This window comes from Rhodococcus sp. B50 (assembly GCF_013602415.1).
Lineage (GTDB): Bacteria > Actinomycetota > Actinomycetes > Mycobacteriales > Mycobacteriaceae > Rhodococcus.
On sequence record NZ_WPAG02000002.1, the window covers coordinates 1,341,127 to 1,357,603 of the forward strand.

18 protein-coding genes and 2 tRNA genes are annotated in these 16,477 nt (G+C 69.7%); 15 read left to right on the forward strand and 5 right to left on the reverse strand.

The features are described from left to right. The 6 genes from GON09_RS06520 to GON09_RS06545 all read left to right on the forward strand — a co-directional run bounded on the left by GON09_RS06520 (position 1) and on the right by GON09_RS06545 (position 5,510). Complete coding sequence (locus GON09_RS06520; RefSeq protein ID WP_213931095.1) at positions 1-1,026, forward strand: heme/hemin ABC transporter substrate-binding protein; 1,026 nt, start codon at positions 1-3, stop codon at positions 1,024-1,026. Positions 1,027-1,033: 7 nt separating this feature from the next. After that, complete coding sequence (locus GON09_RS06525) at positions 1,034-2,131, forward strand: FecCD family ABC transporter permease (protein WP_244865414.1); 1,098 nt, start codon at positions 1,034-1,036, stop codon at positions 2,129-2,131. Then, positions 2,122-2,994, forward strand: a complete 873-nt coding sequence (locus GON09_RS06530; protein WP_213931096.1) for a heme ABC transporter ATP-binding protein — start codon at positions 2,122-2,124, stop codon at positions 2,992-2,994. The genes GON09_RS06525 and GON09_RS06530 overlap by 10 nt, the downstream gene beginning before the upstream one ends. Positions 2,995-3,136: 142 nt before the next feature. Beyond that, complete coding sequence (locus tag GON09_RS06535) at positions 3,137-4,144, forward strand: hypothetical protein (protein ID WP_213931097.1); 1,008 nt, start codon at positions 3,137-3,139, stop codon at positions 4,142-4,144. Beyond that, complete coding sequence (locus GON09_RS06540; protein ID WP_213931098.1) at positions 4,144-4,398, forward strand: DUF5703 family protein; 255 nt, start codon at positions 4,144-4,146, stop codon at positions 4,396-4,398. Before GON09_RS06535 ends, GON09_RS06540 begins: the two co-directional genes overlap by 1 nt. 41 nt (positions 4,399-4,439) lie before the next feature. Then, positions 4,440-5,510, forward strand: a complete 1,071-nt coding sequence (locus tag GON09_RS06545) for a quinone-dependent dihydroorotate dehydrogenase (protein WP_213931099.1) — start codon at positions 4,440-4,442, stop codon at positions 5,508-5,510. A gap of 57 nt (positions 5,511-5,567) precedes the next feature. On the opposite strand, the gene GON09_RS06550 is transcribed toward GON09_RS06545, so the two are convergent. Then, positions 5,568-6,110, reverse strand: a complete 543-nt coding sequence (locus tag GON09_RS06550) for a YbhB/YbcL family Raf kinase inhibitor-like protein (protein WP_213931100.1) — start codon at positions 6,108-6,110, stop codon at positions 5,568-5,570. Positions 6,111-6,140: 30 nt separating this feature from the next. Next, positions 6,141-7,493, reverse strand: coding sequence for a M20/M25/M40 family metallo-hydrolase (locus GON09_RS06555; RefSeq protein WP_213931101.1), 1,353 nt, complete (start codon positions 7,491-7,493; stop codon positions 6,141-6,143). Between the two features lie 133 nt (positions 7,494-7,626). Here GON09_RS06555 and GON09_RS06560 point away from each other — a divergent pair. Beyond that, positions 7,627-7,712, forward strand: a tRNA-Leu gene (locus GON09_RS06560). A 285-nt stretch (positions 7,713-7,997) separates the two neighbouring features. Next, a tRNA-Leu gene (locus tag GON09_RS06565) sits at positions 7,998-8,083 on the forward strand. A 75-nt stretch (positions 8,084-8,158) separates the two neighbouring features. Here GON09_RS06565 and GON09_RS06570 read toward each other — a convergent pair. Further along, a complete protein-coding gene (locus GON09_RS06570) occupies positions 8,159-8,392 on the reverse strand; it encodes a PLDc N-terminal domain-containing protein (protein ID WP_213931102.1) in 234 nt (77 codons plus the stop codon). 86 nt (positions 8,393-8,478) lie between these two features. On the opposite strand from GON09_RS06570, the gene GON09_RS06575 reads away from it, so the two are divergent. From GON09_RS06575 to GON09_RS06605, 7 genes are all read left to right on the forward strand, one after another. Next, a complete protein-coding gene (locus tag GON09_RS06575) occupies positions 8,479-9,948 on the forward strand; it encodes an SDR family NAD(P)-dependent oxidoreductase (RefSeq protein ID WP_213931103.1) in 1,470 nt (489 codons plus the stop codon). Between the two features lie 124 nt (positions 9,949-10,072). After that, positions 10,073-10,441, forward strand: coding sequence for a universal stress protein (locus GON09_RS06580; protein ID WP_064064861.1), 369 nt, complete (start codon positions 10,073-10,075; stop codon positions 10,439-10,441). Positions 10,442-10,505: 64 nt separating this feature from the next. Further along, on the forward strand, positions 10,506-10,886 hold the full coding sequence (locus tag GON09_RS06585; protein ID WP_213931104.1) for a DUF2784 domain-containing protein: 381 nt from the start codon (positions 10,506-10,508) through the stop codon (positions 10,884-10,886). Positions 10,887-10,899: 13 nt separating this feature from the next. Next, positions 10,900-12,135, forward strand: coding sequence for a saccharopine dehydrogenase family protein (locus GON09_RS06590; protein ID WP_213931105.1), 1,236 nt, complete (start codon positions 10,900-10,902; stop codon positions 12,133-12,135). A gap of 294 nt (positions 12,136-12,429) precedes the next feature. Then, entirely contained in the window at positions 12,430-13,467 is a 1,038-nt protein-coding gene (locus GON09_RS06595; RefSeq protein ID WP_213931106.1) for a sulfite exporter TauE/SafE family protein, read from the forward strand. 19 nt (positions 13,468-13,486) lie between these two features. Beyond that, positions 13,487-14,065 (forward strand): hypothetical protein, encoded by a 579-nt coding sequence (locus GON09_RS06600; protein WP_213931107.1) that lies wholly within the window; start codon positions 13,487-13,489, stop codon positions 14,063-14,065. A gap of 69 nt (positions 14,066-14,134) precedes the next feature. Further along, the gene (locus GON09_RS06605; RefSeq protein WP_213931108.1) at positions 14,135-14,749 is read left to right on the forward strand and encodes a hypothetical protein; all 615 of its coding nucleotides are present in this window, start codon (positions 14,135-14,137) and stop codon (positions 14,747-14,749) included. Here the strand turns inward: GON09_RS06605 and GON09_RS06610 are convergent. Next, positions 14,689-15,420: a lysoplasmalogenase gene (locus tag GON09_RS06610; RefSeq protein WP_213931109.1), complete on the reverse strand. Its 732-nt coding sequence runs from the start codon at positions 15,418-15,420 to the stop codon at positions 14,689-14,691. The two genes, GON09_RS06605 and GON09_RS06610, sit on opposite strands and share 61 nt — an antisense overlap. Before the next feature lie 4 nt (positions 15,421-15,424). After that, complete coding sequence (gene meaB, locus GON09_RS06615) at positions 15,425-16,474, reverse strand: methylmalonyl Co-A mutase-associated GTPase MeaB (RefSeq protein WP_213931110.1); 1,050 nt, start codon at positions 16,472-16,474, stop codon at positions 15,425-15,427. Between the last annotated feature and the right edge of the window lie 3 nt (positions 16,475-16,477).

Here is a 16,477-nt window from a genome sequence, read left to right on the forward strand (position 1 = left end):
ATGTTCCGTTCTCCGCTCCGCTTCCCGGTCGCGCTGATCGCGGTACTGGGCGTGTTCTTCGTCGCCGCGTGCAGCGCTCCCACCACCGACGATGCGACCGCCACCGACATCGCCCCCGGTCCGCGCACCGCGGTCGTCGACTCCGAACCCGAGCCGATCACCACCGACCCGGCACCCGTGCTGCCGGCCACGGTGCGCGGCGTCGACGGTGTCGAGACCACGATCACCGACATCTCCCGGATCGTGGTGGCCGATCGCTCCGGCACCCTCGCCCAGACCGTCTACTCCCTCGGTCTCGGCGACAGGCTCGTCGGCCGCTCCACCCCGTCGTTCCCCGCGATCGAGGACGTCCCCAACGTCACGCCCGGCGGGCACGGTCTCAACGCCGAGGCAATCCTCGCGCTGAACCCGACTGTCGTGCTCACCGACACCTCCATCGGACCGCCGGCCGTTCAGGAGCAGATCCGCGCGACCGGTGTGCCCGTGGTGTTCGTCGACCCGGAACGATCCCTCGACACGGTCGCCGGCGACATCGAGGTGGTCGCCGCCGCGCTCGGTGTCGCCGAGGCCGGGGCCGCACTCGCGCAACGGACGCTGGACGAGATCGCCGCGGCGAAGGACTCGATCCCCGCCGACCATCCCGAACCCACCGTCGCCTTCCTCTACCTGCGCGGCTCGGCGATCAAGATGCTCGGCGGTCCCGGCTCCGGTGCCGACACGCTCGTCGCGGCCGCCGGTGGTCGCGACGCCGGCGTCCTCGCCGGCCTGGACGCGCAGTTCGTGCCGATCACCAGCGAGGCGATGATCGCCTCGGCGCCCGACATCATCCTGGTGATGACCCGCAGTCTCGACTCCGTGGGCGGACCGGACGGGCTCGCGCAGCTCCCGGGGGTCGCGCAGACCCCGGCCGGGAAGACGGGCACCATCGTGGACATGGACGATTCGACCCTGCTCAGCTTCGGTCCGCAGACCGGCAAGGTCCTGGCCGCACTCGTCGAGGCGTTCTACCCGTCGGACCGGTCGTGATCGCCGCATGTCCGTGAGCGAAGAAGTCACCGAGGCCACCGGTCTGCCCGATCGAGCACTGCGGAAGGCCGGGTGGGGTCGCACCACCGTCGTCCTCGCCGGACTCGTCGTCGCCCTGCTCGCGCTGGCCGTGGTCTCGGCGTGTCTCGGGCAGGTGCCCACGAGCCCCGCCGAGGTGGTCGGCAGTCTGCTGCACCGGATCGGGCTGGACCTCGGGCCGCTGCCCGCCCACCCGGCCGGGGAGGTGACGCTGTGGGAGGTGCGCTTCCCCCGGGTGGTGCTGGCGATGCTCGTCGGTGCTGCCCTCGGCTGTTCCGGCGCGCTGTTGCAGGGCATCTTCGCCAATCCCCTCGCCGAACCCGGCGTGATCGGTGTGTCCTCCGGTGCCGCCGTCGGCGCGTCCGCGGTGATCGTGCTCGGCGGTGTGTTCACCGCCGGCTGGGCACTGGCCGGCGCCGCCCTCGTCTCCGGCCTGATCACCACCGTGCTGGTCTACGTGCTGTCCCGGTCCAACGGGCGCACCGAGGTCGTCACCGTGATCCTCACGGGCGTCGCCGTCAACGCCGTCGCCGGCGGCCTCATCGCGTTCTTCACCTTCGTGGCCAGTCCTGCCGCCCGCGACCAGATCGTGTTCTGGCAGCTCGGCAGTCTCGGCGGCGCCACCTGGGAGATCGTCGCGGTGGTCGCCCCGCTCACCCTCGCCGGTGTGCTCGTCGCCGGGCTGCTCGCCCCGAAACTCGACCTGCTTGCGCTCGGCGAGAGCGTCGCCCGGCATCTGGGCGTGGACGTCGAACGCATCCGGCAGCTGTCGATCGTGGCGGTCGCCGTGCTGGTCAGCGCCGCCACAGCCTTCACCGGCATCATCATGTTCGTCGGCCTGGTCGTGCCGCATCTGATGCGCCTCGTGCTCGGCCCCGCCCACCGGGTGCTGGTCGCGGCGAGCGTACTCGCCGGGGCGGTCGTCCTGCTCGCCGCCGATCTCGGGGCGCGCACCCTCGTCGAGAACGCCGACCTGCCCCTCGGCATGATCACCGCGCTCATCGGCGGCCCGGTCTTCTTCCTGATGCTGCGCCGCACCCGCGCGAAGCAGGGCGGATGGGCATGAGGCTGCTCCCCCGCTCCTTCGGGTCTCCCGCGACTGCCGTCCCCGCCCGCTCGGCGCCGGGCACCGCGACGATGCGCGCGGTCGACGTGCGACTGCGGCGCGGAGAACGTGAGATCCTGCACGGCGTCGACTTCGAGGTCCGCACCGGGGAGGTCGTCGCGCTCGTCGGGCCGAACGGGGCGGGCAAGTCGACTCTGCTCGCGGCGCTGTCCGGCGACCATCCGATCAGCGGTGGCAGGGTCGAGATCGAGGGCCGTCCCCTCGAGCGGTGGTCGTCGATCGCGCTGGCGCGCCGCCGCGCCGTGCTGCCCCAGCAGCACACCGTCGGCTTCCCGTTCACCGCTCGGCAGGTCGTGCGGATGGGCCGTGCCGCGTGGGCGCGCACACCACGGCAGGACGACGACGATCGCATCGTCGCCGACGCGTTCGCGACCTGCGATGTCACCCACCTGGCCGATCGTCCGTTCCCGGCGCTGTCCGGCGGGGAACGCGCCCGGGTGGCGCTCGCGCGGGTCCTCGCCCAGAACACCGAGACGCTGCTGCTCGACGAACCCACCGCGGCGCTGGATCTCGGCCATCAGGAGGCGGTCATGCAGGTCGTGCGGGCCCGCGCCGACGACGGACACGCCGTCGTGGTGGTGCTGCACGATCTCGGCCTCGCCGCGGCCTATGCCGACCGCGTGTGCGTGCTCGAACAGGGCCGCATCGTCGCCGACGGCGCACCCGACGAGGTCCTCACCGAGGAGTTGCTCGGACGCGTCTACCAGTACCCGGTGGCGATCGGCCGCCACCCCGAGACCGGCACCCCACTCGTGCTGCCCCGCCGTCCGGGCCGCGACCGGTCCGCCTCGACGCAGAGCTGAGCAGCAGGTCACATCCGGCCCGGTGGGCGGTGTCCTGATTTCTTTCCCGCGACCGGCATCAGGAACACTGAGGGTCGGTGCGCCGGTCGCCGGGAAGCGTCCGGCAGGTGCGAGTCGAATCCGAGGACGAGGAGCAGCAACGATGGGCAGAGCGGGCATCCGGGCGGTCACGATGGTGGGTGCGATCGCGCTGGTCGCGCTTGCGGGTTGCTCGTCGGAGAGCACCCCGGACGTACTGCAGACCATCGAACCCGCCACTCCGGCAGCCGCGCCCGAGGTCGGCCCGTCCCCCGCCGGCGACGTCCACCCCCTCGACCTGCAGGTCGACGCCCTGGTCGTCGAACCGTCCACCGGTACCTTCGCCGCACTCGTCGACGACGGTGCTCGGGTGGCGTTGTTCGACGACGCCGAGTCCGAACCGCGTCTGGTGGACCTGCCGTCGTCCGCGGCGACTGTCGTGGCCGGACCGGACGGCAGTGTGCTCGCCCCCGCATCCGGCGCCGTGCTGCGTATCGACGTCGCCGACGGCACGCTCACCGAGGTTCCGGTCGACGGCACCGCAGCGTCGGCGGCCGTACTGTCCGACGGTCGCTGGGTCGTCGGGACCGACAACGGCCGCGTGCTGGTCGTCGACCCCGACTCCGGTGAGGTGGGCACCACCGTCGGTGGCCTCGCGTCGGTCGACGCCCTCGCCGTCACCGGCGACGCCGTCGCGGCGCTCGATCGCCGACAGACCTCGCTCACCGAACTCGACCTCGCCGACGCCCATCTCGGTCCCGCGCTGCGCGCCGGTGAAGGAGCGACACAACTGGCCACCGACCCGTTCGGGCGCGTGATGGTCACCGACACCACCGGCGACGAGCTGCTCGTCTACACCCTCGACGCGATCGTCCTGCGCCAGCGTTATCCCGTCGGTCCCGCCCCGTACGCTGTCACCTACGACGAAACGCGGGATCTGGTCTGGGTAACTCTGACCGGCAGCAACGAGGTCGTGGGCTACGATCTTTCGACCGGGATCCCGCGAGAACGCCACCGCTTCGCAACGGTGCGGCAACCGAACTCGATCGCCGTCGATCCGGTCGACGCGGCTCTGGTGATCGCATCGGCGACCGGTGACGGTCTGCAACGGATCCCGATCGAAGGACAGTGATGGCGAACGAGCGACTCGGCCGGTTCACCCGGTTACCTGTCGGCTGGGACACCAGCAACGACGACTACGAGTACGTGCCGCTGAAGCTCCCCCGGGACGTCTCCCGGGTGAGCGCGTCGATGCGGCTGGCGATTTCCGCGGAGTTCCACGGCTGGGAACTCACCCGGGTGCGTCTGTACCCGGACGGTAGCCGCCGCGTGCTGCTCCGGCGCCGCAAGACGCCTCATCACGTCCCCGAACCCACCGTCCGCTGATCACCACCCCGGGCCATGCCCGGGCCTGCAGGGAGTTGTCCGTGTACCGCTTGCTTCTTCGGCTCATGTTCCTGTTGTCGCCGGAACGAGCCCATCATTTCGCCTTCCTGGCGATGCGCTGGGCGACCAGGTTCGAGCCGTTGCGGACCCTCGTGTCGAAGATCCTCGTCGTCGACGACCCGGTGCTGCGCAACTCGGTGTTCGGCGTCGAGTTCCCCAACCCGGTGGGCCTGGCCGCGGGCTTCGACAAGGACGCCACCGGTGTGAACGTCTGGGGTCCGCTCGGCTTCGGGTTCGCCGAGATCGGCACCGTGACCGCGCAGGCACAGCCGGGTAACCCGCAGCCACGTCTGTTCCGCCTGCCCGAGGATCGGGCGATCGTGAACCGGATGGGGTTCAACAACCACGGGGCCGGCGAGGCCGCCAACCGGCTGCGGCAGCGGCGCCGCACCGTGCCGATCGGCGCGAACATCGGCAAGACGAAGGTCGTGCCGGCCGAGCAGGCCGCCGAGGACTACACCGAGAGCGCTCGGCTCCTCGGCCCGCTCGCCGATTTCGTGGTCGTCAATGTCTCATCCCCCAACACCCCGGGTCTGCGGGATCTGCAGGCCGTCGAGTCGCTGCGCCCGATCCTCGCCGCGGTCCTGGACACCGTCACCGTGCCGGTGCTCGTCAAGATCGCCCCGGATCTGTCCGACGAGGACGTCGACGCGGTGGCCGACCTGGCGCTCGAACTCGGCCTCGCCGGTATCGTCGCCACCAACACCACCATCCGCCGCGACGGATTGAACACCCCGCACAGCCGGATCGAGGAGATCGGCGCGGGTGGTCTGTCGGGTGCGCCGGTGGCCGAGCGATCACTCGAGGTGCTGCGCCGGTTGCGCGGCCGAGTCGGTGACGGGTTCACGCTGGTCTCGGTCGGCGGCATCGAGACACCCGAGCAGGCCTTCGAACGCATCCTCGCGGGTGCGTCCCTGGTCCAGGGCTATACCGGATTCATCTACGGCGGCCCGTTCTGGGCGCGCCGCATCAACAAGGGCATCGCCCGCAAACTCCGCGCGCACGGTTACCGGTCCGTCGCCGACGCGGTGGGTGCCGCCGCACGAGTCTGATCGTCACACGGATCGGGGGCCCGGGACGCAGTGGTCCCGGGCCCCCGATCCGTGGTGTCAGCGCACCTCGTAGGTGCCGGTCAGCAGACCGCGGGCGATGGCGTGCCCGAAGACGTTGAAACCGAGGAAGGCCGGGCTCGACTCGGGCGTGACGCCGTCGAGCGCCTCGACGTCGAGCGCGTGCACCGCGACGATGTAGCGGTGATGGCCGTGACCGGCCGGCGGAGCGGCGCCGATGAAGCCGTGGGCACCGCCGTCGTGGCGCAGTGTCACGGCCTGCTCCGGAAGAGCGTCCGAGTCGGCGCTACCCGCGCCCGCCGGCAACTCCGTGACCGAAGCCGGGATGTTCGCGACGGCCCAGTGCCAGAAACCGGAGCCTGTCGGGGCATCCGGATCGAACACCGTGACGACGAAACTCTTCGTCTCGGCGGGGAAACCCGACCAGGACAGCTGCGGGGAAACGTCGCCGCCCCCGGGGATTCCGAACGCACCGCTGGCCTGCGGGAGTTTCCATTCCTCGCCCTCGGCGAAGTCCGCGCTGGTCACCTCGAAGGTGGGCAGCTCGGGCAGGAACGTGTACGGGTCGTAATCGAAAGCCATTCCGGTCCTTTCGTGACGGTTTCGAGTGTTCTAGGCGTGCATGAGGAAGTGTTCCATGACACGGGTGCCGAAGCGCAGTGCCTCGACGGGGACACGCTCGTCGACACCGTGGAACAGCGCGGCGAAGTCCAGATCGGGCGGCAATTGCAGCGGCGCGAAACCGAAGCAGCGGATGCCGAGCTTGGCGAACGCCTTCGCGTCCGTCCCGCCGGAGAGCATGTAGGGCACGGTGCGCCCGATCGGGTCGTGCGCGAGGATCGCGGCGTTCATCGCATCGACGAGATCGCCGTCGAAGGTGGTTTCGTAGGAGTCCAGGCTGGTGATCCACTCGCGAGTGACGTCCGGGCCGATCAGCTCGTCCACGGTGCGTTCGAACTCGGCGCGACGGCCCGGCAGGATGCGGCAGTCGACGACGGCGTGGGCGGTCTGCGGGATGACATTGGCTTTGTATCCGGCGTCGAGCATGGTGGGGTTCGCGGTGTCGCGCAGTGTGGCCCCGACGATCCGTGCGATCGACCCGAGTTTGGCCAGGGTGCCGTCCAGATCCGGCGACGCGGGATCGAAATCGAGGCCGGTCTCCTCCCCCACCGCGGCGAGGAATTCGGCGACCGAATCGCTCACCACCAGCGGGAAGGTGTGGGTGCCCAGCCGGGCGACGGCCTGGGCAAGGATCGTCACGGCGTTGTCCTCGTGGAGGAACGAGCCGTGCCCGGCGCGGGCCTTGGCGGTCAGCCGCATCCACGCCATCCCCTTCTCGGCGGTCTCGACCATGTACAGGCGCCGCTCGGTGCCGTCCGGTCGCGGAACCGTCAGCGAGAAGCCACCCACCTCCCCCACCGCTTCGGTGACGCCGTCGAACAGATCGGGTCGGTGCTCGACGAGCCACTGCGATCCGAATTTGCCACCGGCCTCCTCGTCGGCGACGAAGGCGAAGACCAGATCGCGCGGCGGCACGATGTTCTCGGCCTTGAAGTAGCGTGCGACCGCGATCATCATGCCGACCATGTCCTTCATGTCGATCGCCCCACGTCCCCACACGTAGCCGTTCTCCACGGCCCCGGAGAAGGGATGCACGCTCCAGTCCGCAGCCTCGGCGGGCACCACGTCGAGATGGCCGTGAAGCATCAGCGCACTGCGGTTCGGGTCTTCGCCCGCCAGACGGGCGAAGACGTTGCCGCGGCCCGCAGCGCCGGATTCGACGTAGGTCGTCTCGTAGCCGACCTCCTCGAGCACGGAGGCCACCCACTCGGCGCACTCACGTTCGCCGCGGGTGGTGGTGGGTTCGCCGGTATTCGAGGTGTCGAACCGGATGAGACGGGAGACGAGGTCGACGACCTCCTCCTCCGCTCGGGACGGCTGGTGGGCACTCGTGTCAATGGCCATGGCCGTATGTCTACCACCGCCTGCCCACCATCACGACAGTTCGAATCAGTGCAGGTGAAGACGGCGATTTGGGACCGTCGGCGCGGTGGGTTACTCTTTCACAGCGCCCACGACGAGCGGGCGCGAGCATCAGGTCCGAGTGGCGGAATGGCAGACGCGCTAGCTTGAGGTGCTAGTGTCCTATTAACGGACGTGGGGGTTCAAGTCCCCCCTCGGACACTCTGAGTCGAGACAGACGACGAAGGCCCCGAACATCACGTTCGGGGCCTTCGTCGTTGCCGGGAGAAGATCGAGCGGGCGACAACCGCTACCGTTCTCGTCATCCGCTGCGGCAACTTGCTGCAGCGGATGACGAACAAGCGAGCGGATACCCGTGAGGCCCCGACCCGTCGAGCACCGCGAGCGCACCTGAAGTGCCGTTTTGGGATTCGACCGCCCCATGCGCTACTGTTTCTTCAGCGCCCGCGGGAGCGGGTTCTACCGACATGCCCCGTGTGGGCGTCGGTCCGAGTGGCGGAATGGCAGACGCGCTAGCTTGAGGTGCTAGTGTCCTATTAACGGACGTGGGGGTTCAAGTCCCCCCTCGGACACTCCGAAACCCGAAGGCCCCGAACCGATATCGGTTCGGGGCCTTCGGCTCGTCCGGGGTCGGGCGGGCGGACCGCTCAGTCCCGCCGGCCCTTGCGGAAGTAGCGGATCGGCCCGAAGAAGTTCACCGCGATCGTCAGCGCCCAACGCAGCTTGCTGCCGTTGACCTTCTCGGCCGGCCGGGTCGCCAGATCGGCCCAGGCCGCGACGGCGAGCGACAACTGCACCGCCGCGAGCAGGATCACCAGCACCTGCTGGGGGCGGCTCAGTTCCGCGAACTTCTTCTTGGACAGGAACGAGTTCGGACTCATCTTTCCTCCGGTACCTCCGTGGGGAATGGGGACACGATCATCCTGCCCGATACGATCGGGACCACAGCAGCACACGGAAAAGGCAGATGAACCTCCACAGCGACACCACGGCCGAACCCGAGACGGACGGCTTCACCCGCATCGACCCCGCCGATCTGGCCACCTGTCTGCGGGTGCTCGACCAGGCGTCCGGTCTCGACGCCGAGCATCCCGACGCGATCACCGTGCAACGCGCCGTGGGGCACATGTTCAAGAAGTTCAAGCGGCTGCGTCGCAACGAGGCCCGCAAGCAACGCGTCGACGCCGACCGTCAGGTGCTGTCCGCGACCGCCACGGCCTCCCCCACCCGCATCGACGACGAGACCGCGGGTCTGCCGTTGGCCTCGGCGACTCCCGGTTCGAGCGCGGGCACCCTGCTGCGTCCGCGGCACTGCTACATCTGCAAGGACAAGTACACCCGGGTGGACGCCTTCTACCACCAGCTGTGCCCGACCTGCGCGGAGGAGAACCACGCCAAGCGGGACGCCCGCACCGATCTGCGGGGCCGACGCGCCCTGCTCACCGGCGGACGGGCCAAGATCGGCATGTACATCGCGCTGCGGTTGCTCCGCGACGGGGCGCACACCACCGTCACCACGCGGTTCCCCAACGACGCCATCCGCCGCTTCAGCGCGATGGAGGACAGCGGCGACTGGCTGCACCGGCTCCGCATCGTCGGCATCGACCTGCGTGATCCCGCCCAGGTGGTCGCCCTCGCCGACGACGTCGCCGCGCAGGGTCCGCTGGACATCCTCATCAACAACGCCGCGCAGACGGTGCGCCGCTCCCCCGGCGCCTACTCGGCGCTGGCCGAGGCGGAGGCCGATCCCCTGCCCGCCGGGCCGCGTCCCGAGGTCCTGACCTTCGGCAAGCCGTCGGACGCCCACCCGGCCGCCCTGGCCGGGTCGCTGCCGGCCGAGCTGTCGGCGCACTCGCTGACCTCGCTGGCGCTGGTGGCCGGTTCGGCGACACCCGAGCGGGTCGCGGCCGGAGTCGCCGTCGACGCCGGTGGGTTGCTGCCGGATCTCGTGCACACCAACAGCTGGGTGCAGACCGTCGGCGAGGTCGAACCGCTGGAACTGCTCGAGGTCCAGCTGTGCAACTCGGTGGCACCGTTCATCCTGGTCAACCGCCTACGTCCCGCACTCGCGGCGTCGTCGGCCCGCCGCAAGTACGTCGTGAACGTCTCCGCGATGGAAGGGCAGTTCGGCGGGCGCCGCTACAAGGGCGCCGGGCACCCGCACACCAACATGGCCAAAGCGGCACTGAACATGCTCACCCGCACCAGCGCCGAGGAGATGCTCGCCGACGGCATCCTCATGACCGCCGTCGACACCGGGTGGATCACCGACGAGCGACCGCACCACACCAAGATGCGCCTCGCCGAGGAGGGTTTCCACGCCCCGCTCGATCTCGTGGACGGCGCGGCACGCGTATACGACCCGATCGTGCAGGGCGAGGCCGGTACGGATCTGTACGGATGCTTCCTCAAGGACTTCCGCCCGGCTCCCTGGTGATCCGGGGAGATCGGCGCGACACGACCGGTGCGGTGGAGACCGGTTCCACACCGGGCCTCGTGGCCCGGCGTCCGCGCCGCGGCGATAATGGAGAGCGTCGCCAGGTGCCCGCACGAGGAGAGTCATGACTGTCGCTGTCGTTCACGCCGATACCCCCGAAGGCCGGATCGCTCTCGAGGCCGCGGTGCGGGAGGCCGCCGACCGGCAGCAGTCGCTGGTGGTACTCCACCCCCTCGACGAACCCGACGAGGTGGAGGACGTACGGGCACAGGTGAGCGAGGTGGCGGGAGCCGACGGCTGGGAGCTGCTCTCGGCCGTCCATGACGGTGATCCCGTCGGCACGACCGTCGAGTTGCTCGCGCGCAGCGGCGCGGAGCGCGTGGTCATCGGCAGCCGCGGGCGCACCGCGACCGGCAAGTTCCTCGTCGAGCGGGCGGTGCAGCGTCTGATCACCGAGTCGTCGGTGCCGGTGCTCGTCATCAAGGCGGGTTAGCGCTCTTCCCCTCGACGTGCAGCGGCCCTGTCCGTTCCACGGCCGATCGTTCTACGCTGGGCACATGGCGTTCCGAGCGGTCGCCGACCTCACGGCCTTCGTGCATCTGCTGTTCGTGCTCTACGTCGCGTTCGGTGGTTTCCTCGCGTGGCGATGGCCCCGCACGATCGTCGCGCACGTCGTCGCGGTGGCGTGGGGGGCCGCGTCGGTGGCGGTGGGCTTCGACTGCCCGCTCACCGCAGTGGAGAACTGGGCACGCCGCAGTGCCGGCGAGGAAGGTCTGCCGCCGAGCGGGTTCATCGATCACTATCTGACCGGGGTGATCTATCCGGAGTCCGCGCTCGGAGCGGTCCGCGTCCTCGCCGCGAGCGCCGTGGTGCTGTCGTGGGCGGTGCTGTGGCGCCGGATTCGTGTGACGAAGGTCGCCTCCGGGACTTACTCCTGAGTAGGGTGGGGGCATGACTGTCTCCCGGGATCTCGACATCGTCGTCTACGGCGCCACCGGCTTCGTCGGGCGCCTCACCGCCGCCTATCTCGCCGAGAACCTCCCCACCGGCGTCGCCGTCGGACTCGCGGGGCGCTCACGCACCAAACTCGAGAAGCTCGCCTCCGACCTCGGAACCGATTGGCGGCTGATCGAGGCGAATGCCGACGATCCCGACTCGTTGACAGCGCTCGCCGAATCCACGCGCGTGGTGATCACCACCGTCGGCCCCTACGCCGTCTACGGCCTGCCGCTCGTGCAGGCGTGCGCCGAGGCGGGCACCGACTACGTCGACCTCACCGGCGAGGTCCTCTTCCACCGCGAGAGCATCGACCGGTTCGACGACGTGGCCCGGCGCACCGGCGCCCGCATCGTCCACTCGTGCGGTTTCGACTCCGTGCCCTCCGACCTCGGAGTGCACGCGCTCTACCGCGCCGCGGAGGCCGACGGCAACCTGCCCCTCACCGACACGACGTTCGTGCTCGGCTCCTTCCGCGGCGGGGTGAGCGGTGGAACCATCGATTCGCTCCGCAGGCAGATCGATGCGGTCCGCAAGGATTCCACCGCCCGGAAGATCGCCGCGCGACCGTACTCGCTGTCCCCCGACCCGACGCGGGAACCCGATCTCGGACGCCAGAACGATTTCGCGTTCGTCGACGGCAAATCCGTCGCCCCCGAGCTCTCGGGCAGGCTGGCCCCGTTCGTCATGGCCTCCTACAACACCCGGATCGTGCGCCGCAGCAACGCACTGCGCGATTGGTCCTACGGGCGCCGGTTCCGTTACCGGGAGGTCATGAGCGTCGGCTCGTCACCGCTGTCCCCCGTCCTCGCCGGGCTCGTCGGGCTCGGTACGGGGGCCCTCGCCGCCGGCCTGTCGTTCCCACCCACGCGGTTCGTCCTCGACAAGCTCCTGCCCGCGCCCGGGGAGGGACCGTCGGAAAAGACACGGGAGAACGGCTACTTCACCGTCGACCTGTACGCCTCGACCGAGTCGGGTGCCCGCTACACCGCTCGTTTCGGAGCGCAGGGAGACCCGGGTTACAAGGCCACGGCGGTGATGCTCGCCGAATCGGCCCTGTCACTCGCGCTCGGCGGTGACGCCCTGCACGCCGGCGGCGGCGTCCTCACCCCTGCGGTGGCGTTCGGGGATGTGCTCGTCGAACGGCTCCGAGCAGCTGGTTTCGAAATCACAGCCCGCCGTCTCGGCTGACACTCGGCCCGCCCGCGCCCCAGGGGTGCGGGCGGCGCGCCGAGTGTGGCCTCGTCGCGGTTACGGGCTATGCTCGACCGGACCGAACGATCCGCGCGCGGAACAGAAGCTGAGGACGAGAACATGGCTGCGACGAGTACCGAGACGGCTCCGGCCGCTCGTCTCGCGCTCATGGCGTTCTGGCCCACCCGTCGCGGCGCCTGCTTCGATTGTCTGTGTTGTACCCGGGAGTGTTGCTGAGCGCTTCGCCGCTCGTCCAGCTATTCGGGTTCTTCCAGCTTTCGGAGCCAACGCATGTTCAATCTGCTCATCTTCACGCTCGTCGGTGTCGGCGCACAGCTCGTCGACGGCGCACTCGGCATGGCCTTCGGCGTCACCGCCACGACTCTTCTGCTGTTCAGCGGTGTTGGTCCGGCGCACGCGAGCGCCGCGGTCCACCTCGCCGAGGTGGGCACCACGCTCGTGTCCGGCGCGTCGCACTGGCGTTTCCGCAACATCGACTGGAAGGTCGTGTTGCGGCTCGGCGTCCCCGGAGCCATCGGCGCCTTCCTCGGCGCAACGGTCCTGTCGGGACTGTCGACCGAGGCCGCCGAACCGGTGACCGCCGGCATTCTGCTGGCCATCGGCGTGTACGTCGCGCTGCGCTTCTCGGTGCGGCCCCCGGCGGTCGCGCATGCCCGCACCTCTCCGCACACCGCGAAGTTCCTGTCGCCGCTGGGTTTCTTCGGCGGGTTCATCGACGCCAGCGGCGGTGGCGGATGGGGACCGATCACCACCAGCACCTTGCTCTCCCGCGGCAAGACGGCACCGCGCACCGTGATCGGATCGGTGAGCGCATCGGAGTTCCTTGTCGCGGTCGCAGCGAGCCTGGGCTTCCTGTTCGGGCTCGGCCGCGACTCGCTCGGCAATCTCGTGATCGTCGCCGGCCTCGCACTCGGCGGTGCCCTCGCGGCGCCGATCGCGGCCTGGCTGGTCAGTCGCGTTCCCGCGACCCTGCTCGGTACCGGCGTCGGCGGTGTCATCGTGCTGACCAACGCGCACAAACTCGCCGGGACGTTCGGACTTTCCGGCGCGGCGTTGGCCGCGCTCTATCTCGTGATCGTCGCCGCGTGGCTCACGCTGCTGATCGTGTCCTGGAAGCGTTCGCGCCTCACTCCTGCGGAGAAGCGCGGATCGCTCGAACCGTTGGCGCAACCGACCCCGGTGGCGCTGCTCGAAGGCGCCGAGGCCACGTCTGTCGCGGGTGACCGTTCGGAGCCTCGGGACGTGCCCGGGCACAACGAATCTCGCTTGAATTCCACCTCGTCACCGCGGTCTCCCGACGGGGCATGATAATCGCTATTATGCCCGCGTGCGACAAAAGCGAATACATACGAGTACCTTGATTCTCCTCACCGTCGGCGTGGCCCTGACGGCCTGTTCCTCCGAGGATTCGACGGTCGGAATCCGCGCTGCAGCCGATATCGGTTCGTCGACGTCCGCCGCCGCCGAATCGCCGTATCTGGTGAGGATCGCACAGAGCTTCCCCAGTTGCGAGGCCATCGGTGCGACCCTCGAGCGCTACATCGAGGGGCTGACCCCCGCCGCCGGCGGCATCGTGAGCACCCGACGGGTGAACTGTGTGTGGGAGGCCGGGGCCGGTGAGCCGCCCTCCGGACTGCGTTCCGTCGAGGTCGTCGTCGAACCCGAGACCGTCACCCCTGCCACCGCCGCGAAGACCGGCCTCGTGGTGCTTCCCGACACCGCGATCGAGGCGGCCGGTGGATTCGCGCACAGCATGCCGATCAACATGGCCGGCACCGCTTTCACCGCGACCGGCGTCGAACTTCCGCAGGCCTCGGTGTCGATCACCGTCGGCGGCCGCGACGCCGCGGCGGTCCTCGATCCCGCGGGCGGCGTGGCAGTCGCCAAGCAGCTTCTCGGGCTGTAGCGCACGGTGTCGCGGCCGTCGGCCGCCCCTGCGGAACCAAGATCACATACAGGTCGTACGGACGCTACGATGCGCCGTGTGAATCCCACCCGTTACGCGGTCGCATCCGCGACCCTGGCCGGCGCCCTGCTCGTCGGCGCCTGTTCCTCCGGCGACGACGTTTCGTCCGACACTGCCTCGGATACTGCAGCCACCGACACCGCGACCTTCGACGGCGACGCCGTCGGCGAACCGACCGGACTCGGCAGCGACATCCTCGCCCGCTTCGGCTCGTGCGACGATGTCGCGCCCGCCGTCGCCCCCTACATCGAGGGCCTGACCCTGCGTTCGTCGAGCGGTGTGGACGAGTACAGCGTCTACTGCTCGTGGGAGACCTCGGACAGCGCGACGAGCCTCGACGAGATCCGATCGGTGGAGATCGTCCTGGCTCCGGGTTCGGGCACCGTCCCGTCGGCGAGCGACCTCGAAACCGGTGGTCTCGAACTGATTCCCGACGCCGATATCGAGGCCGCCGGGGGCATCGCCTACACCATGGGAGAGGCCGTCTCGGTCGCCGCCGTCTCGGTCACCCAGATCCAGCTCCCCGAGGTGGAGGTGTCGATCACCGGCGGCCAGTGGGGCGACTATCCGTCGCTCGACGCCCCGACATCGGTGACCGTCGCCAAGGAACTGCTCGACCTGTAGGCCCATCCGCGCCGATCGTGCGCGGTGAGCACACCGCGCACGATCAGGGCCTGGGCCGCGATGTAGGTGGCCATGATCCACAGGCCGAGACCGGGCAGCTCGAGGCCGTCGACGAAGGCACGGACGGCGATGAGGGCATCGGAGACGACGAACAGCACCGCCCCGACCGCCGCCGGCCGGTTCACCCCGGTGGCGAGCACCGCCATCGCGGCGAGACACGACGCGTAGATCGCCATCGGGACGAGAAGGGCCCCTGCCGCCGACGCGCACACGGCGATCATCGCGAGCACCGCGGCGATGTAGAGACCGACCACCCACGGCCTGGTCCGCAGCACACTCTCCTGCCGGTACGGCAGGAAGGCCGCGATGTAGGTGAGCTGGGCACACAGGAAGAAACCCACGAGGACGAGGAACGACGCGTCGCCGTCGACGACATCGGGTGTGGTGTCCCCCAGCCACGAGAATCCCAGTGCGACAAGCGTTCCCACGACGAGCCGGCTGCGCGGCGAGGACGTGAGCAGGACGAGCCCGAGCGCGAGCAGGGGCATGAGGAACCACTGCGAGACATCGGTGAACGCCGAGTCCGGCGCGACGACCTGGAAGACGAGATGAGCCGCCGCGACGATCGCGAACGCACCGAGGACGGCGACGGCGATCACGCGGCGGCTCATGGGATCAGGAGTCCTCGCCGGAGGTTCCGGGGTCGTCCACCCCGTCGAACGCGTCGAGCAGTTGCCGGGCGGCGAGCGCGGCGGTGAGCGATCCGTCGCGCACCCCGGCCTCGACGACCTTGCGGATCGCCCGCACCCGCGGCGACGTCTCGAGTCGACGCAACAGCTGGTCGTGCACCATCGTCCATGTCCAGTCCACCTGCTGCCGACGGCGGTTCTCGTCGAACATACCCGCCTCGGTGAGCACCTTCTTGTGGTCGAGGACCGTGTTCCAGAAGGTGTCCAGACCGTTGCCGGTCATGCCGCTCATGGTGATCACCGGCGGCTTCCAGATCGCGTCGTGCGGATGCACCATCCGCATCGCGCCGGCGAGTTCGCGGGCGGCGACCCGCGCGTCGCGTTCGAATTCCCCGTCGGCCTTGTTGACGGCCACCAGGTCGGCGAGTTCGAGCACGCCCTTCTTGATGCCCTGCAGCTGGTCGCCGGTGCGGGCCAGGGTCAGGAAACAGAAGGTGTCGACCATGTTCGCCACGGTCACCTCGGACTGCCCGACACCGACGGTCTCGACGAGGATCACGTCGAACCCGGCGGCTTCGAGCAGCACCATCGTCTCGCGGGTGGCCTTCGCGACCCCACCGAGCGTGCCGGCCGAGGGCGACGGCCGGATGTAGGCGTCCCGCTGCACCGCGAGACGCGCCATGCGGGTCTTGTCGCCGAGGATCGAACCACCCGTGCGGGTCGACGACGGGTCGACGGCCAGTACCGCGACGCGATGTCCCTGCTCGAGCAGATGCATGCCCAGAGCGTCGATGAAGGTCGACTTACCGACCCCGGGCACCCCCGTGATACCGACACGAATCGCGTTGCCCGCCTGCGGGAGCAGGCGCAACAGCAGCTGCTGCGCCTGCTCCCGATGGTCGTCGCGGTTCGACTCGATCAAGGTGATCGCCCGGGCGAGGCCGGCCCGCTCGTTGGCGAGCACAGCTTCGGCCAGGGCGTCGACGTCGACCTGCCGTCGGCGGGTCTGCGCGGCGTCGACCGAGGTGTCGCTCATGCC

Bases quoted from the DNA above. Each gene is read 5' to 3' on its own strand.
- GON09_RS06520 (WP_213931095.1), top strand. From the start codon at position 1: ATGTTCCGTTCTCCGCTCCGCTTCCCGGTCGCGCTGATCGCGGTACTG.
- GON09_RS06525 (WP_244865414.1), top strand. From the start codon at position 1,034: ATGTCCGTGAGCGAAGAAGTCACCGAGGCCACCGGTCTGCCCGATCGA.
- GON09_RS06530 (WP_213931096.1), top strand. From the start codon at position 2,122: ATGGGCATGAGGCTGCTCCCCCGCTCCTTCGGGTCTCCCGCGACTGCC.
- GON09_RS06535 (WP_213931097.1), top strand. From the start codon at position 3,137: ATGGGCAGAGCGGGCATCCGGGCGGTCACGATGGTGGGTGCGATCGCG.
- GON09_RS06540 (WP_213931098.1), top strand. From the start codon at position 4,144: ATGGCGAACGAGCGACTCGGCCGGTTCACCCGGTTACCTGTCGGCTGG.
- GON09_RS06550 (WP_213931100.1), bottom strand. From the start codon at position 6,110: ATGGCTTTCGATTACGACCCGTACACGTTCCTGCCCGAGCTGCCCACC.
- GON09_RS06555 (WP_213931101.1), bottom strand. From the start codon at position 7,493: ATGGCCATTGACACGAGTGCCCACCAGCCGTCCCGAGCGGAGGAGGAG.
- GON09_RS06570 (WP_213931102.1), bottom strand. From the start codon at position 8,392: ATGAGTCCGAACTCGTTCCTGTCCAAGAAGAAGTTCGCGGAACTGAGC.
- GON09_RS06575 (WP_213931103.1), top strand. From the start codon at position 8,479: ATGAACCTCCACAGCGACACCACGGCCGAACCCGAGACGGACGGCTTC.
- GON09_RS06580 (WP_064064861.1), top strand. From the start codon at position 10,073: ATGACTGTCGCTGTCGTTCACGCCGATACCCCCGAAGGCCGGATCGCT.
- GON09_RS06585 (WP_213931104.1), top strand. From the start codon at position 10,506: ATGGCGTTCCGAGCGGTCGCCGACCTCACGGCCTTCGTGCATCTGCTG.
- GON09_RS06590 (WP_213931105.1), top strand. From the start codon at position 10,900: ATGACTGTCTCCCGGGATCTCGACATCGTCGTCTACGGCGCCACCGGC.
- GON09_RS06595 (WP_213931106.1), top strand. From the start codon at position 12,430: ATGTTCAATCTGCTCATCTTCACGCTCGTCGGTGTCGGCGCACAGCTC.
- GON09_RS06605 (WP_213931108.1), top strand. From the start codon at position 14,135: ATGCGCCGTGTGAATCCCACCCGTTACGCGGTCGCATCCGCGACCCTG.
- GON09_RS06610 (WP_213931109.1), bottom strand. From the start codon at position 15,420: ATGAGCCGCCGCGTGATCGCCGTCGCCGTCCTCGGTGCGTTCGCGATC.
- meaB (WP_213931110.1), bottom strand. From the start codon at position 16,474: ATGAGCGACACCTCGGTCGACGCCGCGCAGACCCGCCGACGGCAGGTC.